The sequence below is a fragment of the Clostridium sp. Cult1 genome, from assembly GCF_021655095.1.
Classification (GTDB): Bacteria; Bacillota; Clostridia; order Tissierellales; family Tepidimicrobiaceae; genus Schnuerera.
Genome location: NZ_PPXW01000001.1, coordinates 647,376 through 666,715 on the forward strand (window position 1 = coordinate 647,376; position 19,340 = coordinate 666,715).

General features: G+C 32.4%; 25 protein-coding genes. 24 read left to right on the plus strand and 1 reads right to left on the minus strand.

Annotation, left to right across the window (positions count from 1 at the left end):
- The 12 genes from C3E89_RS03080 to C3E89_RS03135 all read left to right on the plus strand — a co-directional run.
- Nucleotides 1–569 (plus strand): M20 metallopeptidase family protein (locus C3E89_RS03080; protein ID WP_236911028.1); only part of this gene is annotated, 569 nt, incomplete at its 5' end.
- Between the two features lie 38 nt (nt 570–607).
- On the plus strand, nt 608–1,669 hold the full coding sequence (locus C3E89_RS03085) for a TRAP transporter substrate-binding protein (RefSeq protein WP_236911029.1): 1,062 nt from the start codon (nt 608–610) through the stop codon (nt 1,667–1,669).
- Nucleotides 1,670–1,701: 32 nt separating this feature from the next.
- Entirely contained in the window at nt 1,702–3,594 is a 1,893-nt protein-coding gene (locus C3E89_RS03090) for an aldehyde ferredoxin oxidoreductase family protein (protein WP_236911030.1), read from the plus strand.
- Between the two features lie 31 nt (nt 3,595–3,625).
- On the plus strand, nt 3,626–3,823 hold the full coding sequence (thiS, locus tag C3E89_RS03095; protein WP_236911031.1) for a sulfur carrier protein ThiS: 198 nt from the start codon (nt 3,626–3,628) through the stop codon (nt 3,821–3,823).
- Nucleotides 3,824–3,865: 42 nt separating this feature from the next.
- Entirely contained in the window at nt 3,866–5,089 is a 1,224-nt protein-coding gene (glyA, locus tag C3E89_RS03100) for a serine hydroxymethyltransferase (protein WP_236911032.1), read from the plus strand.
- Nucleotides 5,090–5,107: 18 nt separating this feature from the next.
- A complete protein-coding gene (locus C3E89_RS03105) occupies nt 5,108–5,752 on the plus strand; it encodes a cyclase family protein (protein ID WP_236911033.1) in 645 nt (214 codons plus the stop codon).
- A 189-nt stretch (nt 5,753–5,941) separates the two neighbouring features.
- A complete protein-coding gene (locus C3E89_RS03110) occupies nt 5,942–6,304 on the plus strand; it encodes a NifB/NifX family molybdenum-iron cluster-binding protein (protein ID WP_236911034.1) in 363 nt (120 codons plus the stop codon).
- A complete protein-coding gene (locus C3E89_RS03115) occupies nt 6,305–7,129 on the plus strand; it encodes an ATP-binding protein (RefSeq protein ID WP_236911035.1) in 825 nt (274 codons plus the stop codon).
- Nucleotides 7,126–7,980 (plus strand): ATP-binding protein, encoded by an 855-nt coding sequence (locus tag C3E89_RS03120; RefSeq protein ID WP_236911036.1) that lies wholly within the window; start codon nt 7,126–7,128, stop codon nt 7,978–7,980. The genes C3E89_RS03115 and C3E89_RS03120 overlap by 4 nt, the downstream gene beginning before the upstream one ends.
- A gap of 11 nt (nt 7,981–7,991) precedes the next feature.
- Nucleotides 7,992–8,345 (plus strand): NifB/NifX family molybdenum-iron cluster-binding protein, encoded by a 354-nt coding sequence (locus C3E89_RS03125; RefSeq protein ID WP_236911037.1) that lies wholly within the window; start codon nt 7,992–7,994, stop codon nt 8,343–8,345.
- Nucleotides 8,346–8,453: 108 nt separating this feature from the next.
- The gene (locus C3E89_RS03130) at nt 8,454–8,708 is read left to right on the plus strand and encodes a DUF5320 domain-containing protein (protein WP_236911038.1); all 255 of its coding nucleotides are present in this window, start codon (nt 8,454–8,456) and stop codon (nt 8,706–8,708) included.
- A 64-nt stretch (nt 8,709–8,772) separates the two neighbouring features.
- A complete protein-coding gene (locus C3E89_RS03135) occupies nt 8,773–9,129 on the plus strand; it encodes a DUF134 domain-containing protein (RefSeq protein WP_236911039.1) in 357 nt (118 codons plus the stop codon).
- 29 nt (nt 9,130–9,158) lie between these two features.
- On the opposite strand, the gene C3E89_RS03140 is transcribed toward C3E89_RS03135, so the two are convergent.
- Complete coding sequence (locus tag C3E89_RS03140) at nt 9,159–10,694, minus strand: putative polysaccharide biosynthesis protein (RefSeq protein WP_236911040.1); 1,536 nt, start codon at nt 10,692–10,694, stop codon at nt 9,159–9,161.
- A 265-nt stretch (nt 10,695–10,959) separates the two neighbouring features.
- On the opposite strand from C3E89_RS03140, the gene C3E89_RS13420 reads away from it, so the two are divergent.
- The 12 genes from C3E89_RS13420 to C3E89_RS03195 all read left to right on the plus strand — a co-directional run bounded on the left by C3E89_RS13420 (nt 10,960) and on the right by C3E89_RS03195 (nt 19,321).
- Nucleotides 10,960–11,142: a CC/Se motif family (seleno)protein gene (locus tag C3E89_RS13420; RefSeq protein ID WP_336512954.1), complete on the plus strand. Its 183-nt coding sequence runs from the start codon at nt 10,960–10,962 to the stop codon at nt 11,140–11,142.
- 74 nt (nt 11,143–11,216) lie between these two features.
- Nucleotides 11,217–12,323, plus strand: a complete 1,107-nt coding sequence (locus C3E89_RS03145; RefSeq protein WP_236911041.1) for a YibE/F family protein — start codon at nt 11,217–11,219, stop codon at nt 12,321–12,323.
- Nucleotides 12,324–12,344: 21 nt separating this feature from the next.
- A complete protein-coding gene (locus tag C3E89_RS03150) occupies nt 12,345–12,761 on the plus strand; it encodes an arsenate reductase ArsC (protein WP_236911042.1) in 417 nt (138 codons plus the stop codon).
- A 176-nt stretch (nt 12,762–12,937) separates the two neighbouring features.
- The gene (locus tag C3E89_RS03155; RefSeq protein WP_236911043.1) at nt 12,938–14,371 is read left to right on the plus strand and encodes an NCS2 family permease; all 1,434 of its coding nucleotides are present in this window, start codon (nt 12,938–12,940) and stop codon (nt 14,369–14,371) included.
- 365 nt (nt 14,372–14,736) lie between these two features.
- Nucleotides 14,737–15,669 (plus strand): CobW family GTP-binding protein, encoded by a 933-nt coding sequence (locus C3E89_RS03160; protein WP_236911044.1) that lies wholly within the window; start codon nt 14,737–14,739, stop codon nt 15,667–15,669.
- A gap of 12 nt (nt 15,670–15,681) precedes the next feature.
- Nucleotides 15,682–16,029: an ArsR/SmtB family transcription factor gene (locus tag C3E89_RS03165; protein WP_236911045.1), complete on the plus strand. Its 348-nt coding sequence runs from the start codon at nt 15,682–15,684 to the stop codon at nt 16,027–16,029.
- A 17-nt stretch (nt 16,030–16,046) separates the two neighbouring features.
- Nucleotides 16,047–17,051 (plus strand): permease, encoded by a 1,005-nt coding sequence (locus C3E89_RS03170; protein ID WP_236911046.1) that lies wholly within the window; start codon nt 16,047–16,049, stop codon nt 17,049–17,051.
- A 17-nt stretch (nt 17,052–17,068) separates the two neighbouring features.
- Complete coding sequence (locus C3E89_RS03175; protein ID WP_236911047.1) at nt 17,069–17,299, plus strand: thioredoxin family protein; 231 nt, start codon at nt 17,069–17,071, stop codon at nt 17,297–17,299.
- A 90-nt stretch (nt 17,300–17,389) separates the two neighbouring features.
- Nucleotides 17,390–18,214, plus strand: coding sequence for an Mrp/NBP35 family ATP-binding protein (locus C3E89_RS03180; protein WP_236911048.1), 825 nt, complete (start codon nt 17,390–17,392; stop codon nt 18,212–18,214).
- 21 nt (nt 18,215–18,235) lie between these two features.
- Nucleotides 18,236–18,670: a DUF134 domain-containing protein gene (locus tag C3E89_RS03185; protein ID WP_236911049.1), complete on the plus strand. Its 435-nt coding sequence runs from the start codon at nt 18,236–18,238 to the stop codon at nt 18,668–18,670.
- 57 nt (nt 18,671–18,727) lie between these two features.
- The gene (locus tag C3E89_RS03190; RefSeq protein ID WP_236911050.1) at nt 18,728–19,000 is read left to right on the plus strand and encodes a DUF2508 family protein; all 273 of its coding nucleotides are present in this window, start codon (nt 18,728–18,730) and stop codon (nt 18,998–19,000) included.
- A 60-nt stretch (nt 19,001–19,060) separates the two neighbouring features.
- The gene (locus C3E89_RS03195) at nt 19,061–19,321 is read left to right on the plus strand and encodes a pro-sigmaK processing inhibitor BofA family protein (protein WP_236911051.1); all 261 of its coding nucleotides are present in this window, start codon (nt 19,061–19,063) and stop codon (nt 19,319–19,321) included.
- Nucleotides 19,322–19,340: the final 19 nt, after the last annotated feature.

Here is a 19,340-nt window from a genome sequence, read left to right on the forward strand (position 1 = left end):
CTACAGATCCAATATTGGCAGCTTGTGCAGTAGTCCAAGGATTACAATCGATCCAAACAAGAGAAATAGACCCTTTACTACCAATTACCATAATGGTAGGCAAAATTAATGGGGGAACTGGAAGAAATATTATTCCTGAGGAAGTTACTATAGGTGGCACTATAAGGTTCTTATTTAAAGATGAAGAAAAGGAAAAAGCAATTTTACTGGATAAATTTGAGAGAGTTATAAAAGGAGTATGTTTATCTACTGGAACGGATTATGATCTAAAATTTATTCCAAGTAATCCATCAGTAAACAACAACCCTGAAATGGTAGAAAGAGTAAGACAGTCAGTAATTGAAGCTTTAGGGGATGATTCATATATTGTACCATATATGTGTATGGCAGGAGAAGATTTTGCAGAATTCACCCATAGGGTTCCTAGTGCTTTCTATTTTGTTGGTACAGGAAATAAAGATAAGGGAACAGACTATCCTCACCATCATCCAAAATTTAATATAGATGAAGACACCTTAAAAATAGGAGTGGAACTTCATGTTAGAAGTACATTAAACTATCTAGGATAATTATTGCGTCGACAATCGACGTATCGGGAGGGAATTCTATGAAAAGGTATTTGATTTTAATATTGATTTTTAGTATGGCTGCTGTTTCTTTGACAGGTTGTTCTTCTGTAGAACACCAAAGTTATGAGGCTCATTATGATCCTACCATTGACAAGTATGTATTTAGGTTTGCTCACGAAGAGATGGAAGGCAGTGTACAAGACTATTATGTTAAGAAATTTGCTGAGTTGATGGAGGAAAAATCTAAGGGAGAAATTAAGATAGAAATATATCCTGTAAGTCAAATAGGAGATGCTACTCAACAAACCGAGTTATTACAAAATGCAGGAATCGATTTTGCCATTGTTTCACCAGGTAATACTGGAACAATTGTGCCAGAAAACCAGTTATTTTCATTACATTTTCTATTCTCTGATGATATGGAAAAGAATAAGGAAATTTTTAAAACTAGTAAAGCTTTAAATGAATTATTAAGTCAAAAATATCTAGAAAGGGATTTAAAAGTTCTTTCCTATTGGACTGAGGGATTTATGCAATGGACAAGTAATAAACCAATTAATACTCCAGAACAATTTAATGGATTTAAAATAAGAACCATGCCTTCACCAATGATAGTTGCAGCATATGAAGCATACGGAGCTAATCCAACTCCCATTCCTTATATGGAAGTATATAGTGGATTGCAACTAAAGATGATAGACGGACAGGAAAATCCATTATTTGCAATTGAAGAAATGAAATTTGCAGAGGTTCAAAACTATCTTACACTAGCTAATTCAAGCCTATATGTTACTACAACCTGTGTAAACCCTAAGGTTTATGATTCTCTACCTGAAGGTGTAAGAAAAATGGTAGACGAAACTATAGAAGAACTTAGAGATTATTCTTTTGAAATTCAAGAGCAATTGAACAATGAAGCCCTTGAAAAGATAGTTAAAGCAACTAATATTCCAGTAGTAGAATTGACTGAAGAAGAAATAAATGCTTTTAAGGAATCTAGCATATCCGCAAGGGATAGATATGTATCCATGGTAGGCCAATCGGGTAAAGAAATACTGGATTTACTAGTTAAAGAAATTGAAGAAATTGAAAATAAGTAAATATAAGATAGACAAACAAAGGAGGAATTTATATGATCATGTTTCCTGAGGGGAAAGTTTTGGATGTAAACTTAACAGAAGGTAAAATAACTGAAAGAACTATACCATCTGAAATATATAGACAATATCCAGGAGGATCTGCTCTAGGTTTATACCTTATCCTTCAAGATATGGATCCAAAAGTAGAACCTTTGTCCCCAGAAAACATATTAGTATTTTCTGTATCACCTTTCACGGGACTTCCTATTAGTGGTACAAGCAGAGTGACAGTGACTACTAAAAGCCCGCTTACAGGAACTATTGGAGATAGCCAAGCAGGTGGATTTTTCCCTATGCATCTTAAAGCTAATGGATGGGATTCAGTAATATTTAGGGGAAAATCAGATAAGCCCGTTTACTTATATATAGATGGGGACAATATAGAAATCAAAGATGCCCAAAATATATGGGGTAAGGTGACCGGTGAAGCTGAAGAAATTATTAGAAAAGAGCTAAATGAAGAAAAAATCGAAATAGCACAAATAGGTCCTGGAGGAGAAAATTTAGTAAAATATGCGTCTATAATAAACATGTGTAATAGAGCTAATGGGAGGAATGGAACTGGTGCAGTAATGGGTTCCAAGAACCTAAAGGCCATAGTAGTTAAAAAGGGAAAGGGATTAAAACCATATAATGTAGAAAAATTCAATGAATTTTCAAAGAGAGTAGTTAAAATGATAGAAGAGAATCCTAATATTTCTGGATTAGGAGAACATGGTACCAATGGCGATTTAGAAGAGTTTAGCCAAGATGGTTTCTTACCTACTAAAAACTGGACTACAGGATATTTTCCAGAAGGAGCTACAAATATTACAGGAACCACAATGACAGAAACCATCTTAAAGAAAAGGGATACTTGTTATGGATGTGCAGTAAGATGTAAAAGGGTAGTAGAAGTGCCAGAAGTTGTGGATCCACTATATGGTGGGCCAGAATATGAGACAGCTGCAGCTTTAGGTTCTTATTGTGGAATAACCGATTTAGAAACCGTATCTTTAGCAAATCAACTATGTAATATGTACGGTATAGATACTATATCCTGCGGTGCAACTATAGCTTTTGCCATGGAATGTTATGAAAAAGGTCTTTTAACTAAAGAAGACACAGATGGATTAGAGCTTAAATTTGGAAATAAGGAAGTAATACCTATATTAATAGAGAAGATAGCAAAAAGAGAAGGGATTGGTAATCTATTAGCAGAAGGAAGTAAAAGAGCCTCTAAAAAAATAGGAAAAGGAACAGAAGAATTTAGCATAGATGTAAAAGGTCAAGAACTTCCAGCCCATATGCCTCAATTTAAGCCTATGGTAGGACTTATCTATGCAGTTAATCCCTTTGGTGCAGACCACCAATCAAGTGAACATGATGTATTTTTAACTTTACCAAAGGATAGTCAACCTATACAAAGATTAGGGCAAATTGGCATATACAAGACCTATGACGATCCCTTCACTATAGATGAAGATAAGGTAAGGTTTGCTTTTGATAGTCAATGTTATTTCTCCATACTAGATACATTGAACCTATGTCAATTTGTATGGGGACCATCTTGGGAACTTTGTGGGCCTAATGAATTAATCGAATTATGTAAATATGGAATAGGATGGGATACTTCCCTATTTGAATTAATGCGAATAGGTGAGCGCCGTATAAATATGATGAGATATTTCAATGCTAAGGCAGGATTTACTAAAGAAGATGATAAATTGCCTAAGAGGCTATTCGAAAAAATGTCTGATGGACCATCAAAAGGGGTCCAATTAGATGAAGAAAAATTGAACCAAGCTAAGGAATTATACTATGATTTTGCAGGATGGAACAGAGAAACCGGAAATCCTACAGAAGCTATACTGAGGAAATTATCTCTAGGTTGGCTTATTAACTAGTTAGAAACTATCTTTCAGAAAGGAGGATTTGATGAATATAGTAGTCAACGGTAAATCTAAGAAAATAAAAACAGGTACTACTATAGTTGAGTTGTTAAATTCTGAAGGATATAGCAATTGGGTTGGGGTATGGGTTAACAATATACGATTATTACAGAAAGACTATCCAATCTATAAATTGAAAGAAAAGGATGAAATAAAAATAATTAGACCATTAGGAGGGGGTTAAACCCCTTCCTAGAAGACTAACAACTATAAGGAGGACATTATTATGTTAAAGACAATGAAAGATGTAGATAATTTATTAAAAAAGCATCAAGAATATAGGAATCACTGTTTAAATCTAATCGCTTCTGAAAACTTTGCAAGCCAAACAGTAAGGGATTACTTGTCAAGTGATTTTGGGAATAGATATGGTTGCTATACAACCATGAACCCTGAAGATAGAGAATATACAGGAAATAAATATATACATGAATTTGAAATGGCAACCCAGGAATTAGTAAAAGATATATTTGAAGCAAAATATGCAGACCTTAGACCTATTGGTGGACATATGGCAGGCATGGCTGTAGTATTAGGTATATTAGAGCCTCATGATTTAGTAATAGAGGTAAGTCTTGAAGATTGGGGACATGGCTTGGTAGGACCAATGCGACTTATATCCCATTTTGGCGAAACCATAAGAGTAGAATATATGAAATTCGATGAAAACAGAGCAGTAGATGCTGAAAGTTTAAAGCAAATGGCTATAGAATTAAAGCCTAAGCTCATAATATTTGGGGGGTCAGGCACATTATTTCCAGAACCAGTAAAAGAACTTAGACAAATAGCAGATGAACAAGGGATTATACTAGCTTATGATGCTTCCCATGTAACAGGACTTATAGCTGGTAAGGTATTTCCAAATCCTTTAAAAGAAGGTGCTGATATAATGTTCGGAAGTACCCACAAATCTTTCCCAGGCCCACAAGGTGGATTTGTAGTATCAAATGATAAAGAACTTATAGAAAAAGTAGGGAATGCATTATCTCCTTCACTAGTTACAAGTCATCACTTAAACCGTCTTCCTGCTTTAGCAGTGTCCATTATGGAGATGAAAGAGTTTGGCAATGAATATGGAAAACAAATAATCAAAAATTCCAAGGCATTAGCCAAAGCATTACATGAAAGAGGATTTAATGTACTAGGAGCTAAAAGAGGATATACAGAAACCCATTTAATGTTAGTAGATGTAGGAGAATACGTAAGTCAAGGGCCTGCCAAATATTTAGAAAAAGCTGGCATACTATGTTCCGATGATTTTTCAGGGGCCAGCCCTCAAATAAGAATAGGAACCCCTGAAGTTACAAGGAAAGGTATGAAAGAAGGGGAAATGGAATATATAGCTGAACTTTTCAAAAGAGTATTAATTGATAAAGAAGATATTGACTCAGTAGCTAAAGATGTAAAAGCCTTTAGCGAAAAATATTTAGACTGTAAATATTCGTTTTAGTATGAAATGAGGGATTGGATGAAATTTGTGGATTTAACTCAGACCATTTCTCCCAATATGCAGGTATATCCGGGCACAGAACCGCCAGTCTTTCAACTAGCATGTACTATAGAAAAGGATGGTTTTAAAGAAGTAAAAATGCAGTTTTATAGCCATACTGGGACCCATATGGATTCACCAGCCCATATATTTACTAATGGGAAATCCTTAGATAAGTTCCCTATAGATTCTTTTTATGGAAAAGGAGTGCTAGTAGATTGCACAAATGTAGAAGAAGGTAAAGAAATTACAGAAGATTATATTGCCCAAATTGAGGATAATCTTAATGAGGCTGAATTTATACTATTCTATACTGGCTGGGATAAAAAATGGGGAGATAATAGATATTTTGAAGGTTTTCCTACAATATCTACCCAATTAGCAGATAGGCTATGTAAATTAAATATTAAAGGTATAGGTATAGATGCCATATCAGTTGAACCGGTAACTTCTATTAATTTAGAAATTCATCAAAAGATATTAGGCCAAGAAATTTTAATAATAGAAAATTTAACAGGATTAGAAGCATTAATTGGAAAAGAATTTTCTATATCTGCATTCCCTTTAAAAACAACGGAGGCAGATGGTTCACCAATTAGAGCAGTAGCCTTCATAGAAGAATGAAAAATGGGTCAAGGTTTAAACCTTGACCCATTTTTATAACCAATAGGAGGTTTTACCTTACAAAATATTAATTAAAACAACTTTTCGTTATGAGTTTCAAGAAAAGCTTTTCTTATATTGACAAAATTTAAATATAATTATACAATTTAATTGGCATATGCCAATAACTCTAAAATCGGAGGAGATTAAATGAAAATAGCATTGTCTGCAAGTGGTAAAGATTTACACAGCAATTTAGATTTGAGATTTGGAAGAAGTTCATATTTCATTATTTATGACCTAGGCACAGATCAGTTTAAAGCTATGGAAAATAAAGGGGAAAGTGCTGGAGGAGGTGCAGGGATAGCAGCAGCTCAACAATTGATAGATGAAAGAGTGGAAGCTATTATAAGCAATAATATTGGACCTAATGCCTTCGATCTTTTAATAAGTTCAGATATTAAAATGTATAAAGGAAAGAATATTCCATGTAAACTATTGGTAGAAATGTTTAAGGAGAAAAAACTTGAAGAAATTAAGGAATCTAGACCTTCTCGAAAGGGTGGTTTTTAAATGAATATTGGAATTTTAAGCGGGAAAGGAGGAACGGGAAAGACTACAATTTCCACCAATTTAGCTCTACTAATGAAGGCCAATTATATAGATTGTGATGTAGAAGAACCAAATGGATTCATATTTTTAAAACCAGAAAAAATCCAGGTTAAAGATGTCCAAATAGAAGTGCCAGATATAGATAAAGACAAATGTAGCCTTTGTGGAGATTGTGTAAAGGCTTGTAAATTTAATGCATTGGCCAAAGGTAAAGATAGAATTATATTATTCGAAAAACTATGTCATAGTTGTGGGGCTTGTGAATTAGCCTGTCCTACAGGAGCTATTACATACAGAAAAAGGACTACGGGGATAATTGAGGAAGGAAGAAAAGATAATATGGTTTTTAAAAGAGGGATATTAAACATAGGAGAACCTATGGCTGTTCCTATATTAAAAGAACTGTTATCAGATATACCACAGGATGGGATAAATATATTGGATAGCCCACCAGGAACCTCCTGTAATGTAGTAAACACTCTACACTACGCTGATAGAGCTATTTTGGTTACAGAGCCAACGGCTTTTGGATTACATGATTTAAAAATGGCAGTAGAATTAGTCAAAACCTTTCATATCCCTTTTGGTTTAATCATAAATAAATATGATGAAAACCAATATTTGAATAAATATATTCATGATGAAAATATAAACCTACTAGGGCATATACCCTATAAAAGGGAAATAGCAGAAAGATATTCAAAGGGAGAAACCCTATTGGATAATGAAGAATACAAAATAGCTTTCCTTCATATTAAAGAAAAAATAGAGGAGGAACTATTATGAAACTAGGCATAATCAGTGGAAAAGGAGGAACAGGAAAAACTACTATAGCTATATCTATAGCGGAATTAGAGAAAGGATCTATTAGTATAGATGCAGATGTAGATGCCTCCAATATGTTTTTATACTATGATGGTAAAGATATAGATAAGGAATACTTTTCTGGAAATGAGATAGCTCAAGTAGACTCAAATATTTGTATCCAATGTGGTCAATGTAATCAAGTATGTAAATTCGATGCCATTGATATGGGAAAAGTAAGCCCTTTAAAATGCGAAGGTTGTGGAGCTTGTGAAATAATATGTCCAGTAGATGCTATTAGTTTAGTAGAACAAAAAACTGCAGATATTTATGAAACTGAAACTCCAATAGGTAAAATATTTAGAGCAGATATGGAAATAGGAGGAGATGGTTCAGGCTTACTTGTATCCCGTCTAAGAAAAAAAGCGGAAAAAGATGAATCAGAATCGGGAATAACTATATTAGACGGTTCTCCTGGAATAGGATGCTCAGTAATAGCCTCTATCACTAACAATGATTTAGTACTTATTGTAACGGAACCTACTAAATCGGGAAAGGAAGATTTTATTAGGGTTCATCAACTAACAGAGCATTTTGGTATAGACTCTATAGTGTGTATCAATAAATACGATATCAATGAAGATATGTCTTTAGAAATAGAGAGCTATTGTAAAGAAAAGGAAATACCTTTAGTAGGTAAAATTCCCTTTGATGAAAAGATAGTAGAATCCATTAATAATTTAAAGCCTATAATATATTATGAAGACAGTAGGGCCAATTTAGCAATAAGGGAAATGTGGAAGACTATAAAAGAAAAATATATTAATTTTTAGGAGGTATTATGATGAAAATAGCAATTGCATCAGAAGATAAAAATGTAAGTGGACATTTTGGACATTGTGAAGGATTTACCATGTATGAAGTAAAAGAGGATAAGGTTTTAAATAGCCAGTTTGTTCCAAATCCAGGTCATAGACCAGGATTTCTTCCTATATTTTTAAAAGAACAAGGAATCGAATTAATAATATCTGGTGGTATGGGAGGCTCTGCTCAACAATTATTTATGGATAACGGAATAGATATAATCGTAGGAGCAGAAGGTCCTTGTGATGATGTAATAAAAGCTTATATAAAAGGAGAATTAGAATCCACTGGATCAGTTTGTGAAGAACATAGCCATGAAGGTCATTGTAATTAAAAGCCAATTTCAAATTGGCTTTTTTTAAAAAAGGTTATTGACATATGCCCAGAATTGTATATAATATAAATAAATGGGCATATGCCCAAAACAAAAGGAGGAAAGATTATGCCAAGAAGAAACGGTACAGGTCCAATGGGTATAGGACCAATGACAGGATGGGGTAGAGGTTATTGTAGATCAAGAGGTTTTGGTGCTGGAAGAATGGGTTATGGCTATGGCAGAGGAATAGGGAGATTTGGTACTTGGAGCGATTACACCTTCAGTCCAGCTGAACAAAAGTCCCTATTAGAAAATGAAAAATCATTTTTAAAATCTAGATTAGAAGAAATAGAAGAAATACTAGAAAACTTTCATGAATAATAAAAGGGTGAGGCAACTCATCCTTTTATTATGCTAAAATATAGATAGAAGGGAGATGGAAATAATGGCTAGACCAAGAAAAAGAAGACGAGTTTGTGGATTACCTAATCATAGGGTATTTGGACCAATTAATAATAATTTTAATGGAGAACCTATAATATTATCAGTAGAAGAATATGAAGTTATTCGTCTCATAGATTTGGAAGGATTAGAGCAAGAAGAATGTGCTGAAAGAATGGATGTAGCTCGCTCTACAGTTCAAAGAATGTATTCAGAAGCAAAACGTAAAGTTGCTGATAGTATAGTGAATGGGAAGATGCTAAGGATAGAAGGCGGTGACTATATATTGTGTGAATTAGATAGGAATAAATGTGTTCCTTGTAATAGAGGTGGCCATAGACATAGAAAGGGTAGAGGATAGAAGGATAGGATAAAATTCCTTCCTTTTATTTATCCTTCAATTAACTTTCTAAATGGTTTTTTGGGAATAGCTTTAGTAGTATAGAGAACAAATATATAAGCTAATACACCTATTATTAGATTGAATAAGAAGATCCATACATTACTATAATATCCATAGAATAATTTTATTCCATTATCCATTGTTAAGACCATAATGATAGTAGCCAGTAGGGGTTTTAAAATTATATCCATGTAATCTATTTTTAATTTAATTACTTTTCTAATGGTAACAATATCCAAAATAAAAGTAACCATACCCGCTGATAAAAATCCTATAAAAAAACCATTGATTCCAAACCGAGGATTTCCTACTAGAAAGTATATAGCCAACACTTGAACAATCATACCTAATAACCTATTTAAGGTAACCATTATATGTTTGCTTAATCCATTTAGTATTCCTGAAAAAGTATGCTGCAACGCCATGAATATAGTTCCATAGGCCATAATATTAATAAATTTGCCAACTTCTAAATCCCCATAGAGAAAAAAACCTAAGGGTTCAGAAAAGAAAATATATAATCCAGTTAGGGGAATGGCTGCCATTAAAGTAATTTTTATGGAAAACATAATATTATGTCTCACATTCCTATAATTTTTCAACGCCATCTGCTCTGATAGATTGGGAACTAGATTTATTACCATAGCTGATGTTACTATAAAGGGAAGCATAATTAGTGGCATAGTCATACCTGTAATTCTTCCAAAGGTTGCCATAGCTTCTCCATTTGTATATCCTATTTTCACAAGATTTTGTGGAATTAGTATGGAATTAATAAATCTAAGGATAACATTTAGTAGACCTGATATTCCTATAGGCATAGCTATTGGTAATATTTGTCCTACAACTGTTCTTGTATAAATTTTATTGGATTCAACATGTCTTGGTTTTCTTTTCCAAGGTTTGAGCATATAAGTAAGCCATATTAAATCGAATACTTCACCTATAGAAATACCAGCAATTGCAATAAATGCCCCATATTTTGGTTCAACAGGGTAATTATAATATAGAAACCCTAATATAATAACGAACCTAGTCACATGTTCGATAATCTGGGAAACACTAGGAACCATTATCAATTTTAATCCATAATAATATCCTCTTAAAATAGAGCTTATAGATATTACAACAATAGCTGGAATTAAAAGATATAAAGCTAAAGTCATTTTTTTATCCCTAAATACTCTTAATGCGATATTTTCACCAAAAATTATTATAATCAAACTAAATAAAATAGATAAAAATAGGGTTATAAATAAAGCTACTTTTAAGATCTTATCAATAGTATAATGATTTTTTCGAGAATTCTGTTCTGCTACTAGTCTAGATACTGCTGTTGGAATGCCAACAGTAGAAATAATCAAAAAAATCATCAATATAGACATGGCCATTTGAAATAATCCCATGGCCTCTGCCCCCAAAAATTTTGACAACATTACATCATATGTAAAATCTATTATTCGTACAATGAAGTTTATTATAACTAATAAAATAGATCCATAAACAAAACTTTCCTTTTTCAAAAAACCACCTCAGTATTATAAAGCATATGAACAAATAATATATAATAATTTATATGCTCAATATCAGACAAAATGAATCAAAATGATATTAAGGCTAAATATTATTGACAACATACCCCTATATAGTATAATAAAATAAAATAAACTTAAGGGGGTAAATATGAAAATTTTAATTGATTCAAAAGCTGAAGAATACATAAAAAAGGCCAGTAAAGATAAGGCTATTACAATTAACCTTTTTGAAGCTAGTAATTGTTGAGTACCAATAGTAGAACCATCCGTTGAGATGGGAAGGCCAGAAGATGAATCTTTATATAATTTATATAATATAAGTAATATTAAAGTATATTGTATACGGGAACTTAGAGCTAAAAACGGTGAAATTATAATTAAAATGAGGAATTTTTTCTGGAGTAAATACTTATATGTAGAGGGATATAATATATAATATAGGGTTAGAGGAGACAAAATGTAGTAAAATATATTATAATATTCATAGCAATAAAATACTGGAGGTTCAATATGAATAATAAAATCTGGATTATCCTTCTATTGTTAATACTAATTCCCTTTAATGTTCAAGGTGAATATATGGAACCTGTGAACACATATATGGAAAGGGCCATTGTTTTAGAAGTAGAGGAAGGGGAAGAAATAGAAGAAGTAGAAGGTATACTAACCCAAGTTCAACATGTAAAGCTAGAGATCATTAGTGGAAAATATAAAGGCCAAATATTTGAAACAGAAAATCATCTGTCGGATAATATGGCATATGATATTGTGGTAAAAAAAGGAGATAAGGTAGTAGTAGGTGTTGAAGAGTATGAGGATAACCTTGTAGAAGTTTATGTATCAGACTATGCTCGGCAGAACTATATATTTTATTTACTAGGTTTGTTTATATTGTTAATCATAGTTATTGGTCGAGAAAAAGGCATTAAGGCTGTAATAACATTAGCCATTACTATATTTATGATTATAAAAGTATTATTGCCCTTAATGTTAAAGGGGATCAATCCAATTCCAATCTCCGTTCTAGTATCTATTGGTGTTACTGTAATTACTATCTTCCTTATTGGTGGTATTAATAGTAAAAGCATATCTGCAATTGTAGGTACTAGCAGTGGTGTTATTATTGCTGGATTTATAGCTTACTTTGTTGGTAGTCAGGTAAGGTTAACTGGACTTAGTGCTGAAGAAGCTACTATGCTCATGTATATACCACAAGGTGTGGATTTTGATTTTAGAGGCCTATTGTTTTCTGGAATAATATTAGGCGCTTTAGGAGCTATAATGGATGTCGGAATGTCCATAGCTTCGTCTATAGAAGAAATCCACAATGCCAACGAGAATCTTACAAAAAAGGAACTGTTTAATTCAGGTATGAATGTAGGAAAGGATATAATGGGGACTATGACCAATACATTAATATTAGCATATACGGGAAGTTCCATACCATTATTACTATTATTCATGGCCTATGAAACATCTATGATTAAAATTATAAATTTAGACATTATTGCAACGGAAATAGTTCGTTCCTTATCGGGAAGTATTGGGCTAGTACTTACTATTCCATTAACAGCTTTGATTTCAACGGTCTTGATAAAAAAAGAAAATCCTATGTAATCATATATGGAGGGAAATAAATTGAAACCAAAAGTAGCATTTATTTGCGTTCATAATTCATGTAGATCTCAAATGGCAGAAGCACTAGGTAAATTATTTGCTTCAGATATTTTTGACTCCTATTCTGCTGGTACAGAAACAAAGCCTGAAATCAATCAAGATGCAGTTAGGATAATAAAGGATTTATATGAAATTAATATAAATAAAACCCAATATTCTAAGTTGTTAACGGATATACCAGAAGTAGATATAGTAGTAAAAATGGGATGTAATGTTATTTGTCCATATCTACCTTCTAAACATGAAGAAGATTGGGGATTAGAAGACCCTACTGGGAAAGATGATGAAGAATTTATTAAAACTGCTAGGACAATTGAAGGTAAAGTAAAGGATTTAGCTAAAAGAATTAAAAATGGAGAAATAGAATTATATAAATAAATTTTAAAACCTAAATGCTAGTTTATAAGTAGACAGGCATTTAGGTTTTTTCTATTAATATGATTTTATTTACTACATTATATTATTTTTGTTTATTTTATACAAAGGTAAAAAGTGTCCTATACCGAAATTTCTTATAACCATAATTTATTTAAAGTGGAAAAGGGGGAATTTTTGTGGAAAAGAGAAAGTATCCTTTGTTTATCAAAGAAGACGTAAATGCATTCTTTTCGCTATTTCAGAACAATTTGGCTAATTTTGTGGTAATTGCCATTACCATGCTTGGATTTGGTTATCCTGCTAGAATTGTTTATGGAATGGTCATTCCAGGAGCAGCGATAAGTGTTTTATTTGGAAACTTATACTATGCTCATATGGCTAAGAAATTAGCAGAAAAAGAAAATCGTACAGATGTAACTGCCTTATCTTATGGAATAAGTACTCCACCAATGTTCATTTTTTTGTTTGGAGTATTAAAACCAGCATTAGATTTAACAGGAGATCCTGATATGGCTATAAGGATAGGTATGGCAGCATGTTTTTTGGGTGGTTTGATTGAAGTGCTAGGTTCATTGATAGGACCTTGGTTGAGGAAAAACTTACCTAGAGCATCAATGCTTGGTGCATTAGCAGGGGTAGCATTTTCAGTTATAGCTGGGCAAATGTTTTTTCATACCTTTGAATCCCCAGTAATTGGCATGTTCGTTATGACAATTATTTTGGTAGGTTTAATTGCTAGAAGAAAAATGCCTTTTAATATTCCTGCATCATTATTCGCAATAATTATAGGTACTATCCTAGCTTATGCAGTGAAAGAATCTAGTTTATCCAATATTACGGAAGGATTAGGCTATGTAGGTGTTTATCTGCCAAAACCTACTTTTGGATTTATTACAGGATTTAAAACCTTATTTGGACCTATGGTTGGATTATTAGCAGCATTGATACCTATATCAGTATATAATTTTATAGAGACTATGAACAATGTAGAAGCAATGGCAGCTGCAGGAGATAACTATGATGTTGCAGAAACACAAATTGTTGACGGCATTGGAACTATGATAGGTACATTTTTTGGTGGGGTTTTTCCTACTACCGTTTATCTAGCATCAGTAAGCTCTAAATGGCTAAAAGCGGGAAGAGGATATTCTATTGTTAATGGATTTGTATTTTTAGTAGCCTCCACCTTCGGAGTAATAGCAGCTATGTCAGCTATAATTCCACTACAAGTTGTAGCTCCAATACTCGTATTTGTTGGCATATCAATGATATCCCAAACATTTGCATCAGTACCACAAAACCATTATCCGGCTGTGATCTTAGCCATGTTTCCTTATTTGGCCAATTACCTATCAACAAAATTTGCAGGAGCAGCTCCAGAAGCTTTAGATGCGGTCTCACCTGCTATAGTGTCATTGGGGCAAGGGGCTATGTTTACAGCATTAATATTGGGTGCAATCTTATCATTTATTTTAGATAATGAATTCAACAAAGCTGCAATTACTTCTTTGGTAGGAGCTGTTTTATCAGGATTAGGCTTCATGCATGCACCTAAGCTATCAATATTATATAGTCCTAAGCATACATTAGCATATGTTGTCGTGCAATAACATTAGTTGTATTGAATTACTCATTTGGAAAAGCAGAAAGTAAGCATGAAACAATAGAAAATATAGATGTAATAGTGGATTAATTTAGGTTATTTTTGATGAATGATGTTTTAATCTTATAACATTTAAAGCAAATTTTAAAGACAAGCTAAGTTTGATATGATACTTCCAAAGTAAATAGTTTAATTAATTAAACTATTTACTTGGAGGTATTTTTTTATTTCTTTTCTATTCTATTCCATAAATAAAATAATAATTTTATATCAAACTATTGACAAATGCCAACAATAAAGTTATTATACTTATATAACCATATAAGCATATAGGCATATGATGTGTTAAATTGATTCCAAGGAGGAATATATATGGCAAATAAAACAAAATTATATTTACTTACAGGCTTTTTAGGGGCTGGAAAGACTACTTTTTTAACCAATGTTTTGAAGGATTTAGAAGGTAAAAAAGTTGCAGTAATAATGAATGAATTTGGGAAGGTAGGAATAGATGGGACTATAATCGAAAAAGAAGGTATGGAGCTAGTGGAGATAAACAAGGGATCCATATTCTGTTCTTGTTTGCAGCTTTCCTTTGTTTCCGCTTTAGTAGAGATGACAGATAGGGATATGGAATATGTATTTGTTGAAAGTTCTGGTCTAGCTGATCCATCTAATATAGGGGAGTTTTTAGAGGCGGTAAAGGCAGCTAAAGGGGATGTCTACGATTATAGTGGAGCCATTTGTATAGTGGATGGAGTTAACTTTTTAGATCAGATAGAAGATATAGAAACAGTAGAAAGACAGCTTAAATTTTGCCATTTAGCAGTATTAAGTAAAGTAGATTTAATAGATGAATTAAAATTAAATAAGGTAAAAGCAAAAATAAAAGAGATAAACCCTAAAGTAGATATTGTAGAATCTATAAATGGGAAAATAGGTTATGATTTTTTAGAAAAAGACCTTTTAAAAGAAGATTGGCTTGGAGTAGAGGACACTACCAATACACCAGAAAATAGACCTAAAACACTAATACTAACCTATGAAGGTAAAACTACAAAAGATAAACTTAGCCAATTCATAGATACTATTAAAGAGGACTGTTATAGAGTAAAAGGATTTTTCCAGCTAGAAGATGGCTGGAACCAAGTAGATGTAGTAGGCAAAAGGATAGATTATAAACCAATGGACAAAGTAGAAGAAAATTCTCAATTGGTTATCATATCTAAAATAGGACCTCAGATAATAAGGCCTATATTCAATACTTGGGAAGAAATAATAGGGGAAAAAATGATATTGAGATAAGGAGAGAGTTGAGTGGATAAACTATTGAATTATTTTAAATTGCTTTCCGATGAAACCCGGCTTAGGATAATGGTACTTTTATATCATGGTGAATTCTGTGTATGTCAGATTACTGGAATAACTGGGATATCCCAGCCTAATATTTCAAAACATTTGGCTAGACTTAGGGACATGGGTTTGGTAAAGGATGAGAAAAAAGAACAATATACTTTTTATTCATTATATTTAAAAGATAAATTATTTGAAGATATATTAGGAAAAATAGTTGACAATGTAGAAAACTATCCAATATTAAAGTTAGATTTAGAAAAGAGTAAAGCAGCAGCAAAATATATTGAATTGGCAAATATATGCAAGTAAAATAGGCGGTGATTTAGGTGAATATATTATCTTGGCTCAACGATCAGTTATTGAAAATGAAATGGCTGTGGAACTTAGTAGAATTATTAGTGGAAAAGGTGTTTAGACTATCTATAGAAACCAGGTTAGGTGGGAGCGTTCACTTTTTTATATACGATACCATAAAGATATTCATACTATTATCGGTAATGATATTTATCATATCTTTCATACAAAGCTATTTTCCACCAGAAAGAACTAAGAAGATCATTGGCCGATTCAAAGGATTAAAAGGGAATGTATTTGGAGCATTATTGGGAACTGTAACTCCTTTTTGTTCTTGCTCAAGTATTCCTATTTTTATAGGTTTTGTGTCAGCTGGACTACCTTTGGGAGCCACCTTTTCCTTTTTAATTTCCTCCCCAATGGTAGACTTAGCCTCTCTTATGTTATTGATGTCCTTCTTTGGTGTAAAAATTGGTACTTCTTATGTGATCGTAGGTCTAGTAGTGGCAGTTGTAGGTGGAGTACTAATCAATAGGTTAAAAATGGAGAACTATGTTGAATCCTATGTGTGGGGAGTAGAAAATGTAGATGTTGAAATAGATACTATGACTCGTAAGGATAGGATAGAATTTGCTAAATCACAAGTAAAGGACATAGTAGGCAGAGTATGGCCTTATATTTTAATAGGCGTAGGTATAGGAGCAGGAATTCATAATTGGGTTCCCCAGTCCATTATAGAAAAAATCCTTGGGGAAGGAAATCCCTTTTCAGTCATAATTGCTACATTTATTGGAATACCAATATATGCAGATATATTTGGAACCATTCCTATAGCAGAAGCTCTAATAGCTAAAGGAGTTGGAATTGGTACGGTAATAGCCTTTATGATGGGAGTTACAACTCTATCAGTTCCATCCTTGGTTATGCTTAGTAAGGTAGTAAAACCAAAATTATTAGCTACTTTTGTAGCTATTGTGACTTTGGGAATAATAATTGTAGGATATGGACTTAATAGCTTTTCATCTTTATTAATATAAGGAAAGGGGAATATTTTATGGAAATCAAGATTTTAGGTACTGGTTGTTCCAAATGTGAAAAACTAGAGAAGAATTTAGAAACTGCATTAAAGGAATTAAATATAGGAGCAGATATAGAAAAGGTAGATAATTTGGCAGTCATAGTCAGTTATGGGGTAATGAGCACCCCAGGTCTAGTAATAGATGGAGAAGTTAAATCCATTGGCAAGGTTCCAAAGGTGAAGGAATTGAAAGAGATGTTAGGATAGTAAAATTCACTTGTTTTTATTGACAGGGAATGTAAATAAGGTTACAATTGTATTGGCATATGCCAATAAGTTATAGAAAGGGATGAAAAAATGGCTGATTGCAATAACTGTCCATCAAAGAATAGTTGCACTTCTCAGGACACTTGTAGTATAAAAAACAATCCCAATAATTTTGTAAAGAATATCATTGGCGTTATGAGCGGTAAAGGAGGAGTAGGGAAATCTACGGTCTCTGCTTTAGTTGCCAAGGATTTAAGGGATAAAGGCTATAAAGTAGGAGTTATGGATGCAGATATTACTGGTCCAAGTATACCAAGATTATTCCAGATTGAAGGTGAAAGGGCTGTAGCTAATAATGATGGAATAATACCTATAACTACTGAAGACGGTATTAAAATAATGTCTTTAAATCTTCTAATGGAAGAAGAAGATAAACCAGTTATTTGGAGAGGACCTATAGTTTCTAGCATAGTTCAACAATTTTGGACCGATGTACTATGGGGAGAATTAGATTATTTAATCATAGATATGCCACCAGGAACAGGAGATGTAGCCTTAACGGTGATGCAGTCTATTCCAATATCTGGTATAGTAATGGTATCAGTACCTCAAGATTTAGTTTCCATGATAGTGGCAAAGGCTATAAATATGGCTAAAAGATTGAATATTCCTATACTAGGTATAGTAGAAAATATGAGCTATGTACTATGTCCCGATTGTAGCAAAAAGATAGAGATATTTGAAAGCGAAAATATTTCCAAGTTTCTAAAGGAATATGATTTAGAATTATTAGGTGAGCTTCCTATGGCAAAGGATATAGCCAATATATCTATTAATGGAAAATCTAAATTAACAGAAAAGGTAAAGAGCACTTTTGAAGAAATTGGAAATAAAATTATCAATAGATTAAATTAAATCCTATTTGGGGGAATTTATATGGCAAGACCGATTAAATGCAGAAAAATAGAACTTTTCCCTAATACAACCTATTTCGTTCCTTTAGGAAAAGAGAACCAAGAAGTAGAAGAAATAAAATTAAAGCTAGAGGAATTAGAAGCTATTAGGTTAAAGGATATGGAAGGCTTAAGTCAACAGGAATGTGCTGATATAATGGAAGTATCTAGGCAAACTTTTCAAAATATTATAGATAGTGCTAGAAATAAGGTAGCTATAGCTTTAACTCAAGGATTTGCTATCAATATAAAGGGAGGGAATTTTGCCTTTAATTTTTGTGAAATCAAATGTAATTCTTGTAATAAAACTTATGGCATTAATTATATAAAGGATAAAAGTCTATGCCCTTCATGTAATTCAGATCAAGTAGTATGCAATAAAAGGAATAGAAGATGCAGTAAATGGTGTAGTAGATAGTATAAACCCCTATGTTTTTGGCAAAAATAAGAATATAAAAAACATGGGGGTATTATTATGGATAAAAAGAGAAGTTATTATAAAGAGAAAGTACAGAAGATAATAGAATATGCAAGTATTTTATCTGACAAATTAAAGAATAAAGAGAAATCGGAAGAAGAAAAGATGATAGAAAACTTAAAAAAGGCCCACGAAGAGTGGAAAAACAAGGAAGTATATTTCCAGTCGGTTACAGATCCAGATTTAGTAGATCATGCTATATATGAATTGGAGGCTTCAAAGATAAAATATATTTATTTATTAAAAAAAGTAAAAGAAAGAGATATTTAGGTAATATTTACATAACCTGTCCCCTATTATATAATAAAGAATATAATGAGGGGGGATATTATGGAGATTAGTTCCATATTAGCTTTTGTTTTTGGATTATTTTTATTATATATTATTGGTATATTATTAGTTATTCCAATTAAAATGATAATAAAGCTAATAGTAAACGGAGTTTTGGGAGGTATTCTATTATTAATAGTTAATTTAATAGGTGGCTTTATAGGAATAAGTATAGCTATAAATCCATTGACAGCTATAATTGCTGGCATTTTAGGCATACCAGGAATTATATTACTATTAATAATACAAAATATATTGTAATTTTGTCCTTTTGTTTGCA

What these genes read in the sequence shown, in the direction of transcription:
- C3E89_RS03085 (WP_236911029.1), top strand. Translation starts at nt 608, where the DNA reads ATGAAAAGGTATTTGATTTTAATATTGATTTTTAGTATGGCTGCTGTT.
- C3E89_RS03090 (WP_236911030.1), top strand. Translation starts at nt 1,702, where the DNA reads ATGATCATGTTTCCTGAGGGGAAAGTTTTGGATGTAAACTTAACAGAA.
- thiS (WP_236911031.1), top strand. Translation starts at nt 3,626, where the DNA reads ATGAATATAGTAGTCAACGGTAAATCTAAGAAAATAAAAACAGGTACT.
- glyA (WP_236911032.1), top strand. Translation starts at nt 3,866, where the DNA reads ATGTTAAAGACAATGAAAGATGTAGATAATTTATTAAAAAAGCATCAA.
- C3E89_RS03105 (WP_236911033.1), top strand. Translation starts at nt 5,108, where the DNA reads ATGAAATTTGTGGATTTAACTCAGACCATTTCTCCCAATATGCAGGTA.
- C3E89_RS03110 (WP_236911034.1), top strand. Translation starts at nt 5,942, where the DNA reads ATGAAAATAGCATTGTCTGCAAGTGGTAAAGATTTACACAGCAATTTA.
- C3E89_RS03115 (WP_236911035.1), top strand. Translation starts at nt 6,305, where the DNA reads ATGAATATTGGAATTTTAAGCGGGAAAGGAGGAACGGGAAAGACTACA.
- C3E89_RS03120 (WP_236911036.1), top strand. Translation starts at nt 7,126, where the DNA reads ATGAAACTAGGCATAATCAGTGGAAAAGGAGGAACAGGAAAAACTACT.
- C3E89_RS03125 (WP_236911037.1), top strand. Translation starts at nt 7,992, where the DNA reads ATGAAAATAGCAATTGCATCAGAAGATAAAAATGTAAGTGGACATTTT.
- C3E89_RS03130 (WP_236911038.1), top strand. Translation starts at nt 8,454, where the DNA reads ATGCCAAGAAGAAACGGTACAGGTCCAATGGGTATAGGACCAATGACA.
- C3E89_RS03135 (WP_236911039.1), top strand. Translation starts at nt 8,773, where the DNA reads ATGGCTAGACCAAGAAAAAGAAGACGAGTTTGTGGATTACCTAATCAT.
- C3E89_RS03145 (WP_236911041.1), top strand. Translation starts at nt 11,217, where the DNA reads ATGAATAATAAAATCTGGATTATCCTTCTATTGTTAATACTAATTCCC.
- C3E89_RS03160 (WP_236911044.1), top strand. Translation starts at nt 14,737, where the DNA reads ATGGCAAATAAAACAAAATTATATTTACTTACAGGCTTTTTAGGGGCT.
- C3E89_RS03175 (WP_236911047.1), top strand. Translation starts at nt 17,069, where the DNA reads ATGGAAATCAAGATTTTAGGTACTGGTTGTTCCAAATGTGAAAAACTA.
- C3E89_RS03180 (WP_236911048.1), top strand. Translation starts at nt 17,390, where the DNA reads ATGGCTGATTGCAATAACTGTCCATCAAAGAATAGTTGCACTTCTCAG.
- C3E89_RS03185 (WP_236911049.1), top strand. Translation starts at nt 18,236, where the DNA reads ATGGCAAGACCGATTAAATGCAGAAAAATAGAACTTTTCCCTAATACA.
- C3E89_RS03190 (WP_236911050.1), top strand. Translation starts at nt 18,728, where the DNA reads ATGGATAAAAAGAGAAGTTATTATAAAGAGAAAGTACAGAAGATAATA.
- C3E89_RS03195 (WP_236911051.1), top strand. Translation starts at nt 19,061, where the DNA reads ATGGAGATTAGTTCCATATTAGCTTTTGTTTTTGGATTATTTTTATTA.